Source organism: Flavobacterium soli DSM 19725, from assembly GCF_000422705.1.
Classification (GTDB): domain Bacteria; phylum Bacteroidota; class Bacteroidia; order Flavobacteriales; family Flavobacteriaceae; genus Flavobacterium; species Flavobacterium soli.
Genome location: NZ_AUGO01000001.1, coordinates 156,353 through 172,463, shown reverse-complemented (window position 1 = coordinate 172,463; position 16,111 = coordinate 156,353). Strand labels below are relative to the sequence as shown.

Here is a 16,111-nt window from a genome sequence, read left to right as displayed (position 1 = left end):
TGGGTAGACTTGTCGAGCTTTGTGCCTTCTTTGTGCCTTCGTGGTAAAAATGAAAATAAAAGCTTTCTTTCAGCATATCCTCAACTGGATAAAACGCAACAAAATAAAATCCTCAATTGCATTCTTGCTTTTGATAGGCTATTATTTTTGTTTGCCTAAAACTTTATTTTCAGCACCTTATTCAACCGTTATAGAAAGTAAAGAGGGCGAATTGCTAGGGGCCAAAATCGCTCGTGATGGTCAATGGCGATTTCCAGCAAGTGACAGTGTTCCGGATAAATTCAAGAAATGTATTGTTTATTTTGAGGATCAATATTTTTATAAGCACCCAGGTTTTAATCCAGTTGCGATGTTTAATGCCATTCGGCAAAATCAAAAAGCAGGAAAAGTGGTTCGTGGTGGAAGTACTTTGACCCAACAAGTGATCCGACTTTCTAGAAAAGGAAAAGGCAGAACATATTTCGAAAAAATAATTGAAATGGTACTTGCTACCAGATTAGAACTTCGTCATTCGAAAGATAAAATCCTTGAATTATATGCAGGTCATGCTCCATTTGGTGGAAATGTAGTAGGCTTGGAAATGGCTTCGTGGCGTTATTTTGGCGTACAATCACATCAATTATCGTGGTCGGAAACGGTGACTTTGGCGGTTTTGCCGAATGCTCCAAGTTTGATTTATCCAGGAAAGAATCAGGAAAAATTACGCTTAAAGCGAGATGCACTTTTGTTGAAATTACAGAAAGAGGGAATTATTGATCAGCAAACTTATGAACTTTCAGTAGCTGAACCATTGCCTCAAAAACCCTTTGATTTGCCTCAAATCGCACCACATTTATTGCAACGAATTTCTAAAAATCAAGAAGGTCAAAAAGTAAAAACTACAGTTGAAATTGCCTTGCAAAACCGGGTCAACCAGATTGCGAGGTATTATTACAACCAATACAAACAAAATGAAGTGCATAATCTGGCGATTTTGGTGATTGATGTTTCCAATAGAAATATCATGAGTTATGTGGGTAATGCTCCAACGGATGCCAATCATCAAAAGGATGTAGACGTCATTGGGGCACCAAGAAGTACAGGAAGTATTTTAAAACCTTTGCTGTATGCTTCAATGCTTGATGAAGGGGCCATTTTACCCAATACACTAATTGCTGATATTCCCACACAAATTTCGGGTTATACGCCAGAAAACTTCAATCTCACTTTTGATGGAGCGGTTCCAGCACATCGGGCCTTGTCGAGGTCATTGAATATTCCGGCAGTCTTGATGTTGCAGGATTTTGGAGTCAATAAATTTTATGAAGAATTACAAAAATTCAAATTAAAAGACATTTCAAAGCCACCGAATCATTACGGTCTGTCGTTAATTTTAGGTGGAGCAGAGAGTAACTTATGGGATTTGTGTAGGACGTATGCAGGAATGTCATCAACGGTAGATTATTTCAATAAATATCAAGGAAAATATCGGAAGAATGAATTTGCAGAATTGAATTATCAAAGTGATTTCGAACCCGATTTCGGAAAAGAAAGCTATCAGAAAACGATTGTTGGAGCTGGAGCTATTTGGCTTACCTATAATGCAATGGAAGAAGTGAATAGGCCCGAAGGCGATGAAGCTTGGAAGTTTTATGACAGTTCACAAAAGATTGCCTGGAAAACAGGAACTAGTTTCGGAAACCGTGATGCTTGGGCTATTGGAACCAATTCTAGGTATGTGGTTGGGGTTTGGGTCGGAAATGCTTCGGGAGAGGGAAGACCAACTTTGACAGGGGTTTCGAGTGCGGCACCCATTCTTTTTGATGTTTTTAATGTGTTGCCAAGAAAGAAATGGTTTGCTACGCCTTTGAATGACTTGGAAGAAGTAGAAGTTTGCCGTTTGAGTGGTCATTTGGCTCAAGAAAATTGTCCTAAAATAAAACAGTTGGTTTCGTTGAAAGGAAAAACAACTACCGTTTGTCCGTATCATAAAATAATTCATTTGGATAAAACGCAACAATTTAGGGTGAACAGCAGTTGTGAAAACATTGAAAACATCGTGACTAAAACCTGGTTTGTTTTGCCTCCCGTGATGGAATGGTATTATAAGAGTCAGCACATTGAATACCAAACTTTGCCACCTTTTCGTGAAGATTGTAGGGCAACACAAACGGTTTCGATGGATTTTATTTATCCGAAACAGAACAGTAAAATCTATCTGACTAAGAATTTTGACAGCGAAATACAGCCCGTAATTTTAAAAGTGGCCCATTCTCAAAGGGAAACGGAGTTGTATTGGTATGTGGATAATGTTTTTAAGGGTACAACAAAAACCTTTCATGAAATGGCGATTGAACCAAGTTCGGGAATTCATTATATTACGGTTGTTGATGCTTTTGGGAATGAAATTAGGAGGAAAATTGAGATTATTAGTGAATAGTTTTCATTGAAAACAAATTCTTTAGCCGGAATAGCTACAAATAAAAAAACCGCCAATCTTGCGAAAGGCGGTTTCTAAATTAATCTGCTATTTCATTTCCATCTCTGTCAAAGAAATGGTATTCCAAGAACGTATACGCATTTCGCGGTATAATTTTTATCCATTTTTTGTGTTCAAAAAACCATTTTGAACGCATTGATGGAAATCCTTGGGATAGATATGCTGCCACAAAAGGGTGTACATTTAGTACGACTTTTTTATGGATTTTCAATATTCTTTCAAGGTCTGACGCAATCTTGTCGATAATCAGGATTGGAGCTTCAATTTCCCCATTTTCATTGTTGGGGTCTTCTTCTCTGGTCTTGATGTTGACTTCTGGTCGAACTCTTTGCCTTGTTATCTGAACTAATCCAAATTTACTTGGAGGCAAAATCTTGTGTTTGGCTTTGTCATCGCTCATTTCTTCACGAAGAAATTCAAACAATACTTTGCGATTTTCGGGGTCAGACATATCGATAAAATCAACTACTATGATACCGCCCATATCTCTAAGGCGAAGTTGGCGTGCAACTTCAGCGGCTGCAATCATATTGACTTCAAGTGCTGTGTCTTCCTGATTGGTTGCTTTATTGGAACGGTTTCCGCTGTTTACGTCAATGACGTGCAGCGCTTCTGTATGTTCAATTATCAAATAAGCACCTTTGCTCATTGAGACGGTTTTTCCAAATGAAGTTTTGATCTGTTTCTCTATGTTATATTTTTCGAAAATCGGCGTATCCTTTGATTGATAATGCCTTACGATTGATTGTTTTGAAGGTGCAATTTCTTGCAAATAATCCTTCGTTTGATAAAACAACTCTTCATCATCTATGTGAATGCCACTAAAAGTGTCATTGAAAACATCTCTTAATATTGAGGAGGCTCGGTTGAGTTCTCCTAATACTTTTGATGGATGATGAGCAGTTGGTAATTTTTTACACATCCCCGACCATCTGTCGAGCAATGTTGTTAAGTCTTTTTCTAATTCTGCGACTTTTTTGCCTTCGGCTACTGTTCTAACAATAACACCGAATCCTTTAGGCTTGATGGATTGTACTAATCGTTTAAGACGCTCTTTTTCTTCTTTGGATTCGATTTTTTGTGATATCGAAACTCTGTCAGAAAAAGGAACGAGAACAATAAATCTACCGGCAAGTGATAGCTCTGAACTGATTCTTGGACCTTTGGTAGATATAGGTTCTTTTACGACTTGCACTAAAATTGATTGATTGGCACTGAGAACATCAGTTACTACGCCATTTTTATCAATCTCTTTCTCAAACTGAAAGTTTTTTAAGGAGAAATCTTTTATTTTACCTGTGCTAACAAGTTTGATGAATTTCAATTGGGAAGCTAAATTGGGACCTAAATCATGATAATGCAAGAAGGCATCTTTTTCAAAGCCTACGTTTACAAATGCAGCATTTAGACCTGCAACTGGTTTTCGAATTTTGGCAATAAAAATATCGCCAACTTGAAAGTTGCTTTTTTCTTCCTGTTTGTGTAACTCAATTAGTTTTCCATCTTTTAATAAGGCAAAATCTACGGCTTCTGAACTAGATCTGATGATTAATTCTTTATTCACACTGTAAATTTTTATCCGTACGGATAGGTGTAAGGTTCCAAGATGTAAGGTACAAGGCAAAAACCCTGAACCCAAACCTAAAAACCCTGAACCTTTGAGTAGGGATGGATTAAACAATAATTAAACAGGTTGTGTACCCGGTGGAGTAGTTGGCAGTAATCAGTGGTAGTTTTCAGTTTTTCAACTGAGGACATGGACTGTAAACTGAGACCAAAACTCCTATTTCAATGAACGCTAAAAAAGAAAAAAGTAGTTTAGAACTACTTTTTCTTCTTGTGACGGTTAGCTCTCGCTCTTTTCTTACGTTTGTGAGTCGCTACCTTATGTCTTTTTCTTTTTTTACCACTTGGCATAATCTGTCGATTTTTGGTGATTAATAATTAGTTTTATTTTGCTTCGTTATTTGTTTTTACTCCTTCTACAAACACTTTTGCAGGTTTGAAGGCTGGAATATTATGTGCAGGAATTTTAATTGTAGTGTTTTTAGAGATATTTCTACCTGTTTTTTCAGCTCTAGTTTTGATGATAAAACTTCCAAAACCTCTTAAGTAAACGTTGTCTCCAGTTTCCAATGAAGTTTTAACCTCTTCCATAAAAGTTTCAACAGTTGCCTGAACATCTCCTTTTTCAAGACCTAACTTTTCTGAAATTTTCGCTACGATATCTGCTTTCGTCATTTTCTTTCGAATTTATATTGATGTACTATTTTTTTTGAGGTTGCAAATATATGAATTTAAAAAACAATATATCAACCTAATTCATTAAAATTTAATTACATAAACTTTTACTTTTGTTGACTCAAAGTTTACCCATGGAATTTTCTAACTCATTAATAAGGTGGTATTTACAAAATAAGCGTGATTTGCCTTGGCGAAATACGATTGATCCGTATCCAATTTGGCTTTCCGAAATCATCCTGCAACAGACGCGCGTGGCCCAAGGTATGCCCTATTTTTATGCCTTTACTGAAGCTTTTCCCACAGTTTTTGATTTGGCGAAAGCCTCAGAACAAGAGGTCTTGAAACTTTGGCAAGGACTCGGATATTATTCTCGGGCTCGAAATCTCCATAAGACAGCACAATATATAGCTTTTGAGCTAGAAGGTAAATTCCCGAATAATTATAAAGACTTACTTTCACTGAAAGGAGTTGGCGATTATACTGCTTCTGCAATTGCTTCTTTTTCGTATAATGAAGCGGTTCCGGTAGTAGATGGAAACGTTTTCAGGGTTTTGTCACGCGTTTTTGATATTGATGCTGATATCTCGCAACCCGCTTCTAGGAAAATCTTTCAACAATTGGCTTTGGAATTAATGCCCAAGCATACTCCTGCTGTTTTCAATCAGGCAATTATGGAGTTTGGAGCATTGCAATGTGTGCCTAAAAGCCCTGATTGTAGTGTTTGTGTGATGAATGATGGATGTTTGGCTTTGAAGCTAGATAAAGTTAATGAATTGCCAGTAAAGTTGAAGAAAACCAAAGTCAGGGATCGCTTCTTTAATTATTTGGTAATACAAGATGAGCATGGAAATACTAAAATTCAGCAAAGAATAGACAAAGGTATTTGGCATAATCTATTTGAGTTTCCATTAATCGAATCTAATGCAGAAATTCAACTTGAAGATTTGATTGAAAAGATTTCAGATGATTTAATGGTTGAAAATGAGATAATTGCCATTGCAGAAATGAATGCAAATGATAAAACCCACAAACTTTCTCATCAAAAGTTGCATATTAAATTTTGGAAAGTTGAGGTTCAGGGATTGATTTCGGGCGGAATTGATAATTCTTTTCTTAAAACCTTTCCTTTTCCAATTGTTATTTATAACTTTATTGAAAAGTTTTTAGAACATTAAAAATTACCAACCAGGTTTTATTTTAGAACTTGTTTTAAAATTTCATCGAGGAAGTTGTTAAATAATAATAAATAATTGTGGAGATCTAGGTTTTTTTGAATCAAAAATTGAAAGAATTATTTTATATTTAAAAATCATTTTTTTGTAATTATTTAGATGACAGCCAATTGTAAGAAATTAAGTTTAAAACATTATTTTAAAATAATTACTATATTTGAAAATAAAAATACCCCTAAAAATGAATGGAACGATAAATAAAGTTACGCTAATTGGACATCTTGGAGATGAAGTAAAAATGCATTATTTCGAAGGAGGTAATTGCATCGGAAGATTTCCTTTAGCAACTAATGAGACTTACATTAATAAAAGCACTGGAGAAAAAATCAATTCAACTGAGTGGCATAACCTTGTTGTAAGGAATAAAGCTGCTGAGATTTGCGAAAAATACCTTTCTAAAGGTGATAAAATATATGTAGAGGGACGAATCAAATCACGTCAATGGCAATCAGAAGATGGTGCTCAAAAATATACTACAGAGATTCAAGTTACAGAATTTACGTTCTTGAGCTTGAAAAAAGATTCTGAAGGTGTTCGATCAAGCCCAATTCCTACACCAAAAAACTCAAGTTATGACGATAGCATGTTGCCAGATAACGATATGCCGTTCTAATTGTTTAACTAATTTTAATTGATTTGGACCCGGAGCCTCCCAGTTTAGATTTTTTTCAAACTTCAGATGCTACCTTAATCTTTGGTTTCATAGGAATAGTGGTGCTTTTATTTTTGGCGGCCATTATTTCTGGTGCAGAAGTAGCTTTCTTTTCATTATCTCAAAAAGACTTGGACGATGCTTCGCAAAAAAATCACCGAAAAGTCCAAATAATTTCCAAGTTACTCGAAAAACCTAAAAAATTATTAGCAACATTACTTGTTGCTAATAATTTTATCAATATCAGCATAGTTGTCCTTTTTTCTATTTTAGGCCGAGATCTATTTGAATTTCCAACTTTGCCTTGGCTGAAATTTCTGGCCGAAATATTCTTTATTACCTTTCTCATATTATTTTTTGGAGAAGTTTTGCCAAAAATCTATGCAAGTAGAAACAATATAAAATTCGCAACTAATATAGTGGGTTTTATTTTAGTTTTGGATAAATTGCTGTCACCCGTTAGTTTGCCGATGCGATCGCTAACGATTTATTTGCAAAAGAAATTAGGAAAGCAAAAATCCAATTTTTCTGTCGATCAATTATCTCAAGCATTAGAGTTAACGTCATCTGAAGAAACCTCATCTGACGAACAAAAAATTCTGGAAGGAATTGTTTCTTTTGGAAATACCGATACAAAGCAAGTTATGAGTCCGAGGATTGATATATTTGCTTTAGAAATCGAAGAGACTTTTGAAGAAATTTTTCCAAAAATTGTAAATAAAGGTTTTTCGAGAATTCCAGTTTATCGGGACAATATAGATCATATCGAAGGCGTTTTGTTTGTCAAGGATTTGATTCCGCATATTGATAAAAAAGAATTCGACTGGCAAAGCTTGATTAGGGCACCTTTTTTTGTACCCGAAAACAAAAAGCTGGACAACCTTTTGAAGGATTTTCAGGGAATGAAAAGTCATCTCGCTATTGTTGTTGATGAATATGGAGGAACTTCGGGGTTAGTTTCTCTGGAAGATATTATCGAGGAAATTGTAGGGGATATTAGCGATGAATTTGATGATGAAAACATCAATTTTTCTCAAATTGACGACAAGAATTTCCTTTTTGAAGGCAAAATATACTTGAAAGATTTTTATAGGATTGTTTCTGTAAACGAAGAAATTTTTGAAGAAAAAAAAGGTGAGGCCGAAACTTTGGCTGGATTGATTCTGGAAATTTTGGGCAATTTTCCTAAAAAAGGTCAAAAGGTTAACTTTGATGATTGTATTTTTACCATCGAAACGGTTGATAAAAAAAGAATAAAACAAGTTAAGGTCACACTTAGTTAAAAAATAAAACCAAAAGCATGCTTAAAAAGAGTATTTCGGCTGTATTATTTTCAGTTATTTTTATTTGTAGTGTAAGTTGCAAAGAAGATGTTATGCCAAAACCAACCGGACAATTGCGATTAGATTATCCAGTTGCAGAATACGTTCGTTATGAAACAGATTGTCCGTTTACATTTGATTTAAATGCAGAAGGAATTGTGAAACAAAATGGCAATTGCAATCTTTCAATCGATTATCCAAAGATGAAGGCTACAATTTATTTGACCTATAAACCGATTCAGAATAATATCAATAAACTTTTGACTGATGCCCAAAAATTAACCTATGAGCATGTCGTGAAGGCAGATGACATCATTGAACAACCTTTTATGAATAGGGAAGACAAGGTCTACGGAATGTTTTATCAAGTTAATGGAAATGCCGCAACAAACACGCAATTCTATGCAACTGATAGCACAAGGCACTTTATTAATTGTTCTGTGTATTTTTATGCAAAACCTAATTTTGATTCGATCATGCCTGCTACAAGTTATGTTCGGAATGATTTGCAGAATTTGATGGAAAGTTTGAGATGGAAATAAAAAAAAGGGAACCGATTGAGTTCCCTTTTTTATGCTGTAACATTAAATTATAATGTGTTTTCTTTTTTTTATTCAGAATGTTAGGCCTGATCTGCTGTCGATTTCAAATTTGAAACTTTATAAGATTCTCCGCCATTAACCGCTTCAACAGTTTCTATTAATTTTTCAGGAGTTATTAATCCTGGATCATATTCAACAGTTGCTGTTTTCTTTTCGAAATCGATGGTAGCTTTTTGAACGCCTTCTGTCTTGGTCAATTCTTTTTGGATTTTTGAAGCACACATCACTTCACACGACATTCCTTCGATATTGAAGCTTGCTGTTTCGATTTTTCCTGTTGCAGCAAGCGTTTCAGTTGCTGGAGTTGCAGCAGTTTCAGTTGTAGCTTCTGCAGCTGTTTGTTTACAACTTGTAAATATAAATCCAGCAAGAATGATTGCTAGAAAAGTTTTTTTGAAATTCATAAGGGTGTGTTTTTTAAAAGATTGCGATTTATTTCCTTTGTTTGGAACAGATTACAAAATTAGCAAAAAAAAGAAGGGGTTTTCCATTTAAAAAATAGAATTTTGCGAAACAAAAATTTTATTATGCTTTCAAGACAATCTAAGTGGGTTTTACTGATTTTGCTTTCGCTAATTTGGGGAAGTTCATTTATTCTTATCAAGCGTGGACTTGTAGGTTTGTCGCCATTTCAACTCGGTTCACTCCGAATGATTTTTGCAGCCACTTTTCTAATCATTATTGGTTTCAATAGTTTGAAAAACATAAGACAGTACCAATGGAAATATATCGCCTTGACGGCTTTTATGGGGACTTTTTTTCCGGCCTATCTTTTTTCGATTGCCCAAACTCAAATTGACAGTTCTGTTAGTGCGATTTTAAATTCGCTGACACCACTAGGAACCCTTGTTCTTGGGGCTTTGGTTTTTGGGATGAGTTTTCAGAGAAGACAGCTTTTTGGGGTGATCATTGGTTTGATTGGATGTGTTTTGCTGGTTTTGAATGGAGCTGTAAACCATCCGGGACAGAATTATTGGTATGCAACTTTGGCTATTCTGGGAGCGATTTGTTATGCTGTGAATGTCAATCTGATCAAAAAATACCTTTCGGATGTAAATCCTTTGAGTATTACTACAGGGAATTTTGTGGTTTTGTTAGTTCCTGCCATTATAGTTTTATGTTGTACCGATTTTTTTGAAATTGTAAACCAATCCGAAACTCAAACTTCAATGCTCTATGTTGGGATTTTGGCGGTGTTAGGGACTTGTGTTGCAAATGTTGTTTACTTTAGATTGATTCAGATTTCATCGCCAATTTTTGCTTCTTCAGTTACTTATTTGTTGCCACTTGTTGCTATTTTCTGGGGTGTATTGGATCATGAATCATTGACGCCTGTTCAGTTTTTGGGCGCTTTTATTGTTTTGGTTGGTGTGTATTTATCGGCTCGGAAATAGCCCAGATTAAAATCTGGGATTACAATAGAAGTCGAGCCGCTGGCTCTCGCTTATAAAGTTTGTGATTTAAATTTTTTTGATTAAAAAAAACCTAAAGTTTCTGATCTAGCCCCGACTGGAGGGAAAAGCCTTTTTTGTTTTTTCTTTAAAAACAAAAAAGCTTTGGAAGGAAGGCGGGAACATGGATTGTTTTATTCGCAAGCGATTTGCTCCTAAAAAAGATTGATGGTTTAAAAATAAAAAAAGACTGCCATTTCTGACAGTCTTTAGAATCTAAATATTTTGTTGATTAATTGAAATCAGCATCAGTAACACCTTCGTTTACTTTTACTTCATCCATTTTTACTTCAACTTCCATACCCATGTTTACTATAATAGTGTGAGGAACTTTTACTCCTTTTACTTCTTTGTAATCTTTGTAAGTTACACCAGAATTTCCTTGTGGTGTTACTGTCATATCAGCAATTTTCATTCCTGTTTTTACATCGTAGTAGCTAGTTGTTTTTCCGTTTACAATTGCATAAGCATCAGCTCCTTCGATGGTTTCGATTCCTTTTAATTGGATTGCTGAATTGCTTCTTAATGTCAATTCTGGGAAAGGATATGCCATAGCTTTGATGTCTGCTAGTGTTTCTCCTTCAAGGTTGGTTTTTTGACCTTGAGCGTTTATATATCCAGTTTGTCCGTTATAGGCTTGTTTCATTAAGCTCATTGGTCCCATTGAAACATCTACAAGGAATTTTCCTTTTGCATCTGTTTTGCTTGTGTAAGTAACAGGAGCTGGAGCTCCAGGAATTGTTGCAGAACCTTTGTAAGAAAGTGTTTTTACAGCAGCTACGGCTTTTTCTCCTCCTGCAGCTTGGATGTAATTGTCTAAAACAGTTTTAGCTGTTACTCCTGCTGGAACTGGTTTTTTAGAAACTGGTTTCTCAGTTGGGTTACCATATTTGTCGAAGAAGAACAATGGTATTCCAAGTTTTTCTAATCCAGGTAATACTTCGCTTGCTTTTCCTGTGATTACAACTCTAGTTTGATCTTCGTGGAAATATTTTTTAGCTACTCTCAAAATGTCGTCAGCAGTTACTGCATTGATGTTTTTGATGTAGTTTTCGTAGAAATCAGCTGGTAAGCCTTGAGTTTGTGCCAACAATGCATAACGTGCGACAGTTCCTGGTTTTTGGATTTGCATCACAAAGTTACCAACGTATCCTGCTTTTACGTTTTTCAACATATCATCTGCTACTTTTTCAGTTCTGATTTTTTTGATTTCTTTGAAAAATTCAACTACAGCACTATCCGTTACAGCATTTCTAACTTGTGTGTTTGCTGTAAATTTACCAACATATTTGTTTCCGCGAATACTTGAACGAGCTCCATAAGTCCATCCGTGTGCTTCTCTCAAGTTCATGTTTAGGTAGCTATTGAAATCTCCACCTAACACTTGATTTGCCAAAAGAACTGCAAAATAATCAGGGTCAGTCATTTTTAGATTCGAAACATTTACCAAAGAAATTTCGGATTGAACCGCATTTGGCATGTCGATGAAATTGATCTGAGTGTACTGAACATCTTTTGGATCAGTGTAAGAAACTGCTGGTGCAGCTGCTTTTTTCCATGAGCCAAACAATTTTTCTACTGATTTTTTTACCTCTTTGAATTTTACATCACCAATAACAACTAGATAAGCATTTGCTGGAACAAAGTAGGTATTGTATTCGTTAAGAACGTCAGCTAAGTTTACATTTTTGATCGTTTCTTCAGAAATGTATTCTCCATTTGGATGATTTTTTCCATAAACCAAAACGTTTTCTACTCTTCCGGCAACAGCTTCAACACTTTTCTCTTGGTTTTTGATACCTTCGATAAGCTTTGCTTTCTCCTTGTCAAGTTCTTCTTGAGTGAAAACAGAGTTTAAAGCTCCATCTGCCATTAATTCTAAAATTCTGCCTGAATATTTAGATAAACCGCTTGCATAAGCACCATTTGATGAAAATCCGATGTTGGCTCCTAAAAAATCGATTTCTTCATTGAAAGCATCTTTCGACATTTTTTTGGTTCCATTTCCAATCATGCTGCTTGCTAAATCGGCAACGCCTTTTTTGTCACCTTCTGCATAAGGAGCATTGTCGATTGTTAGATTATAGGAAACTCTAGGAAGTTTGTTGTTTTCAACCACCATTACTTTCAAGCCGTTATTTAGTTCGAAAGTTTGCGGTTTCCCGATGTTAATTACAGGAGCTGGTCCTGGTTTTGGTTGAGGTCGATCTTGTGCTTGCATAATTACTGTTAAGAACAAGCTTGCTATTAATATTGTTTTTTTCATGATATACGAATCTTAGTTTTGAGCTTTGTCTTTAGATGGAACATAATCCAAAAGAAGTCTTTGGTTTGGATTTAAGTATTTTTTAGCAACGTCTCTAATTTCTTCACGTGTGATAGAACGGTAGATGTCGATCTCATTGTTGATCAAGTTGATGTCGCCATACAATAAATAATAGGTAGCCAAATTCTCTGCAATACCTTCAACACTTGAATTGCTGTTTACGTATTGGTTTTCGAATTTATTTTGCAATTTTTGAAAATCTCTTTCTGAAATCAATTGTGTTTGCAATTTCACGATTTCTTCGTCAATTTCTTTAATCAAGCTTTCAGTAGTGTTTTCGCCCATTGGAAGTCCGTATACGAAATAAGTTCCGTAATCTTCTTCGCTATAGTTGAAAGAGCCAATTTCTAAAGCCATTTTCTTTTGATCTACAATTTTCTTGTAAAGCATAGAGCTTTTTCCATCACTTAATACAGATGAAATCATGTCTAATACTTTTGCATCACGCGTTTTCATAGAAGGAGTTCTGTATGCAGCAACTGCCATTGGCAATTGGATGTTTGGATCTTCAAATGTAGCCTTGATGGTTTCAGTAATTGGATCTTCAACGAAAGTTTGTTTTTTTACGTCAGCTCCTCTTTTGATAGAACCGAAATATTTGTTTACTAATTTCGTAGTTTGTCCATAATCGATGTCTCCAGCAATAACCAAAACAGCATTGTTAGGTACATAGAATTTTTTATTAAAAGCTTGAAACTCTTCTAAAGTTGCAGCATCTAAGTGTTCCATAGATCCGATTGGAGCCCAACGGTACGGGTGTTTTTTGAAGATGTTTTGCTTAACAGCAGAAAATAGATTTCCGTAAGGAGAATTATCAACCCTTAATCTTTTTTCCTCTTTTACTACTTCATTCTGAGTGTCAACCCCAATTTGGTTAATTACGGGATGCATTAATCTTTCAGACTCCATCCATAAACCTAGTTCCAATCCATTTGAAGGGAAAACTTCATAGTAATATGTTCTGTCGTCAGAAGTGTTTGCGTTATTAGTTCCGCCATTTCCTGATACGATTTTAAACCATTCTCCACGACCGATATTTTGAGTTCCTTCGAATAAAAGGTGCTCAAAGAAGTGTGCGAAACCTGTTCTTTCAGGATTTTCATCTTTTGCACCAACGTGATACATTACAGATGTAATAACTACGGGAGCTGATTTGTCTTGATGTAAGATAACATGAAGACCATTTTCTAGAGTGAATTCTTCAAAAGTCACCTTTTGGGCAGAAGCAACGCTTCCAAGCATAAGAACTGAACTCAAAGCCATTAATGATTTTTTCATAACGATTAATAATTTGTTATTGGATTTTGATATAAGTATATCAAATGAATGTTTTGTTACGCCAAAATTAACTTTTTTTCATTTATTTTTTCACTTACTTGTTCATTTAACAAAAGATAAGGGTTTGATTAGGGTTTTTTTTTGATGATGTTTATCATTCTAAAGAGTTGTTTTTTAGAGTTTAAATATTTTTTATCAATGTAATTGCACATATAATAATAAGTTGTATATTTGCAACCTTAAAAATTAACTAAACATCATTGTTATGTACGCAATCGTAGAGATAGCAGGGCAACAATTTAAAGTAAGCAAAGACTTAAAGGTTTATGTTCACCGTTTGGCTGATAAAGAAGGAGATGCAATTTCTTTTGCAAAAGTTCTTTTATTAGATGACAACGGAACAATCACTTTAGGCGCCCCGGCTGTAGAAGGTGCTTCGGTAGAAGCTAAAGTGTTACAACACTTAAAAGGAGACAAAGTAATCGTTTTCAAAAAGAAAAGAAGAAAAGGTTACAAAAAGAGAAATGGACACCGTCAATATTTGACTCAAATCCAAATTTCTGGAATTACACTTCCAGGTGCTAAGAAAGCTGCTGCTAAAAAAGAAGCTGCTCCAGCAACTGAAGAAGAAGTAGAAGCTCCAAAGAAAAAAGTAGCTAAAGCTAAAAAAGAAGAAACTCAAGAATAATAACATTTAAAACCAATACGTCATGGCTCATAAGAAAGGTGTCGGTAGTTCCAAGAATGGTAGAGAATCAGAATCGAAACGTTTAGGTGTTAAGATTTTTGGTGGACAAGCTGCTATTGCTGGTAACATCATCGTAAGACAAAGAGGTTCTAAACACAATCCAGGTGAAAATGTTTACATCAGTAAAGATCACACCCTACACGCTAGAGTAGATGGAGTTGTTAAGTTCCAAAAGAAAAGAGATAACAAATCTTACGTTTCTATTCTTCCATTCGAAGCATAAGAATTAAGATTTTTGATATTTGAAAGCCCATTCGAAAGAATGGGCTTTTTTTATGGCAATCATTTAAGGAGTTTTATCAATAAAAAAACCCTCGCTTTTTAGCGAGGGTAAATCTTAAATCTATTTCAGATTTCTCAAATAGATTAATATCTGTAATACTCCGGTTTAAACGGACCTTGAACATCAACTCCGATGTAAGCCGCTTGGTCATCTCTCAATGTTTCCAATTCAACTCCCAATTTAGCCAAGTGCAAAGCAGCTACTTTTTCATCTAAATGTTTTGGTAGCATATATACTTCATTTTTGTATGAAGCACTGTTTTTCCACAATTCAATTTGAGCCAAAGTTTGGTTCGTGAATGAGTTACTCATCACAAAACTTGGGTGTCCAGTTGCACAACCAAGGTTTACCAAACGACCTTCAGCCAAAATGATAATATCTTTTCCAGCTATTGTATATTTGTCAACCTGAGGTTTGATTTCGATTTTTGAAGCTCCGTGGTTTTTGTTCAACCAAGCCATATCGATTTCATTATCAAAGTGACCAATGTTACAAACAACAGTCTTATCTTTCATTTTCTCGAAGTGAGATCCTAGAACGATATCTTTATTTCCAGTAGTCGTGATGATGATATCTGCATTAGCGATAACAGTGTCCAGTTTTTTAACTTCAAATCCGTCCATTGCAGCTTGCAAAGCACAAATCGGGTCAATTTCAGTAACTGTTACAATAGAACCAGCACCTCTGAAAGAAGCAGCAGTTCCTTTTCCAACGTCACCATATCCACAAACGACAACTCTTTTTCCAGCCAACATCAAATCTGTTGCACGACGAACCGCATCAACCGCAGATTCTTTACAACCGTATTTGTTGTCAAATTTCGATTTAGTAACCGAGTCATTAACATTGATAGCAGGCATTACCAAAGTGCCATTTTTCATTCTTTCGTACAATCTGTGAACTCCAGTAGTGGTTTCTTCAGAAAGACCTTTGATTCCAGGAACCAATTCAGGGTAACGGTCAAAAACCATGTTTGTCAAGTCTCCACCATCATCCAAAATCATGTTCAATGGCTTTCTATCTTCACCAAAGAATAAAGTTTGCTCGATACACCAGTCAAAAGACTCTTCGTCAAGACCTTTCCAAGCATACACCTGGATTCCGGCAGCAGCGATTGCAGCAGCAGCCTGATCTTGTGTAGAGAAAATATTACAAGAAGACCAAGTAACTTCAGCTCCAAGAGCGATTAAAGTCTCGATCAAAACCGCAGTTTGAATCGTCATGTGAAGACATCCTGCAATTCTAGCACCTTTTAAAGGTTGCTCATCTTTATATTCAGCTCTCAAGGCCATCAAACCTGGCATTTCAGCTTCCGCCAATTCAATCTCTTTTCTTCCCCAAGCTGCAAGCGAAATATCTTTCACTTTGTAAGCAATAAAAGGCAAAGTTTGTGTACTCATCTATTTTTATATTTGTATTAGCTAAAAATTTTTTGCAAATTTACGGAATTACTTTTTATTAATGCAGTCCTAAAATAATATTTAAGGTTTGTTT

At 35.4% G+C, this 16,111-nt stretch carries 14 protein-coding genes; 8 read left to right on the top strand and 6 right to left on the bottom strand.

Annotation, left to right across the window (positions count from 1 at the left end; genetic code table 11):
* Positions 1 to 49: 49 nt before the first annotated feature.
* A complete protein-coding gene (gene pbpC / locus G508_RS0100765; RefSeq protein ID WP_035693794.1) occupies positions 50 to 2,419 on the top strand; it encodes a penicillin-binding protein 1C in 2,370 nt (789 codons plus the stop codon).
* A 79-nt stretch (positions 2,420 to 2,498) separates the two neighbouring features.
* On the opposite strand, the gene G508_RS0100760 is transcribed toward pbpC, so the two are convergent.
* Together G508_RS0100760 and G508_RS0100755 are read right to left on the bottom strand one after the other, a co-directional pair.
* Positions 2,499 to 4,043 (bottom strand): Rne/Rng family ribonuclease, encoded by a 1,545-nt coding sequence (locus tag G508_RS0100760; protein WP_026703532.1) that lies wholly within the window; start codon positions 4,041 to 4,043, stop codon positions 2,499 to 2,501.
* 386 nt (positions 4,044 to 4,429) lie between these two features.
* A complete protein-coding gene (locus G508_RS0100755) occupies positions 4,430 to 4,720 on the bottom strand; it encodes an HU family DNA-binding protein (protein WP_026703531.1) in 291 nt (96 codons plus the stop codon).
* A gap of 134 nt (positions 4,721 to 4,854) precedes the next feature.
* Here G508_RS0100755 and mutY point away from each other — a divergent pair, with 134 nt between their 5' ends.
* From mutY to gldD, 4 genes are all read left to right on the top strand, one after another.
* Entirely contained in the window at positions 4,855 to 5,898 is a 1,044-nt protein-coding gene (mutY, locus tag G508_RS0100750; RefSeq protein ID WP_026703530.1) for an A/G-specific adenine glycosylase, read from the top strand.
* Positions 5,899 to 6,136: 238 nt separating this feature from the next.
* The gene (locus G508_RS0100745; protein ID WP_026703529.1) at positions 6,137 to 6,568 is read left to right on the top strand and encodes a single-stranded DNA-binding protein; all 432 of its coding nucleotides are present in this window, start codon (positions 6,137 to 6,139) and stop codon (positions 6,566 to 6,568) included.
* A gap of 23 nt (positions 6,569 to 6,591) precedes the next feature.
* Positions 6,592 to 7,890 (top strand): gliding motility-associated protein GldE, encoded by a 1,299-nt coding sequence (gene gldE, locus G508_RS0100740; RefSeq protein ID WP_026703528.1) that lies wholly within the window; start codon positions 6,592 to 6,594, stop codon positions 7,888 to 7,890.
* Between the two features lie 17 nt (positions 7,891 to 7,907).
* The gene (gldD, locus tag G508_RS0100735; RefSeq protein WP_026703527.1) at positions 7,908 to 8,471 is read left to right on the top strand and encodes a gliding motility lipoprotein GldD; all 564 of its coding nucleotides are present in this window, start codon (positions 7,908 to 7,910) and stop codon (positions 8,469 to 8,471) included.
* A gap of 80 nt (positions 8,472 to 8,551) precedes the next feature.
* On the opposite strand, the gene G508_RS0100730 is transcribed toward gldD, so the two are convergent.
* Complete coding sequence (locus G508_RS0100730) at positions 8,552 to 8,935, bottom strand: heavy-metal-associated domain-containing protein (protein WP_026703526.1); 384 nt, start codon at positions 8,933 to 8,935, stop codon at positions 8,552 to 8,554.
* Between the two features lie 123 nt (positions 8,936 to 9,058).
* Here G508_RS0100730 and G508_RS0100725 point away from each other — a divergent pair, with 123 nt between their 5' ends.
* Entirely contained in the window at positions 9,059 to 9,925 is an 867-nt protein-coding gene (locus tag G508_RS0100725) for a DMT family transporter (protein ID WP_026703525.1), read from the top strand.
* A 289-nt stretch (positions 9,926 to 10,214) separates the two neighbouring features.
* Here G508_RS0100725 and G508_RS0100720 read toward each other — a convergent pair whose 3' ends face one another.
* Positions 10,215 to 12,248 (bottom strand): M16 family metallopeptidase, encoded by a 2,034-nt coding sequence (locus tag G508_RS0100720; RefSeq protein ID WP_026703524.1) that lies wholly within the window; start codon positions 12,246 to 12,248, stop codon positions 10,215 to 10,217.
* 12 nt (positions 12,249 to 12,260) lie between these two features.
* Positions 12,261 to 13,586 carry a M16 family metallopeptidase gene (locus G508_RS0100715; protein ID WP_026703523.1) on the bottom strand — a complete coding sequence of 442 codons (1,326 nt, stop codon included), beginning with the start codon at positions 13,584 to 13,586 and terminating at the stop codon, positions 12,261 to 12,263.
* A gap of 265 nt (positions 13,587 to 13,851) precedes the next feature.
* Here G508_RS0100715 and rplU point away from each other — a divergent pair, with 265 nt between their 5' ends.
* Together rplU and rpmA are read left to right on the top strand one after the other, a co-directional pair.
* A complete protein-coding gene (gene rplU / locus G508_RS0100710) occupies positions 13,852 to 14,274 on the top strand; it encodes a 50S ribosomal protein L21 (protein ID WP_026703522.1) in 423 nt (140 codons plus the stop codon).
* A gap of 22 nt (positions 14,275 to 14,296) precedes the next feature.
* Positions 14,297 to 14,557, top strand: coding sequence for a 50S ribosomal protein L27 (gene rpmA, locus G508_RS0100705; protein ID WP_007805051.1), 261 nt, complete (start codon positions 14,297 to 14,299; stop codon positions 14,555 to 14,557).
* A gap of 143 nt (positions 14,558 to 14,700) precedes the next feature.
* Here rpmA and ahcY read toward each other — a convergent pair whose 3' ends face one another.
* The gene (gene ahcY, locus G508_RS0100700) at positions 14,701 to 16,017 is read right to left on the bottom strand and encodes an adenosylhomocysteinase (RefSeq protein WP_026703521.1); all 1,317 of its coding nucleotides are present in this window, start codon (positions 16,015 to 16,017) and stop codon (positions 14,701 to 14,703) included.
* Positions 16,018 to 16,111 lie beyond the last annotated feature (94 nt).

Coding starts and splice junctions, on each gene's coding strand:
- pbpC (WP_035693794.1), top strand. CDS start 50: ATGAAAATAAAAGCTTTCTTTCAGCATATCCTCAACTGGATAAAACGC.
- G508_RS0100755 (WP_026703531.1), bottom strand. CDS start 4,720: ATGACGAAAGCAGATATCGTAGCGAAAATTTCAGAAAAGTTAGGTCTT.
- mutY (WP_026703530.1), top strand. CDS start 4,855: ATGGAATTTTCTAACTCATTAATAAGGTGGTATTTACAAAATAAGCGT.
- G508_RS0100745 (WP_026703529.1), top strand. CDS start 6,137: ATGAATGGAACGATAAATAAAGTTACGCTAATTGGACATCTTGGAGAT.
- gldD (WP_026703527.1), top strand. CDS start 7,908: ATGCTTAAAAAGAGTATTTCGGCTGTATTATTTTCAGTTATTTTTATT.
- G508_RS0100730 (WP_026703526.1), bottom strand. CDS start 8,935: ATGAATTTCAAAAAAACTTTTCTAGCAATCATTCTTGCTGGATTTATA.
- G508_RS0100725 (WP_026703525.1), top strand. CDS start 9,059: ATGCTTTCAAGACAATCTAAGTGGGTTTTACTGATTTTGCTTTCGCTA.
- G508_RS0100720 (WP_026703524.1), bottom strand. CDS start 12,248: ATGAAAAAAACAATATTAATAGCAAGCTTGTTCTTAACAGTAATTATG.
- G508_RS0100715 (WP_026703523.1), bottom strand. CDS start 13,586: ATGAAAAAATCATTAATGGCTTTGAGTTCAGTTCTTATGCTTGGAAGC.
- rplU (WP_026703522.1), top strand. CDS start 13,852: ATGTACGCAATCGTAGAGATAGCAGGGCAACAATTTAAAGTAAGCAAA.
- rpmA (WP_007805051.1), top strand. CDS start 14,297: ATGGCTCATAAGAAAGGTGTCGGTAGTTCCAAGAATGGTAGAGAATCA.
- ahcY (WP_026703521.1), bottom strand. CDS start 16,017: ATGAGTACACAAACTTTGCCTTTTATTGCTTACAAAGTGAAAGATATT.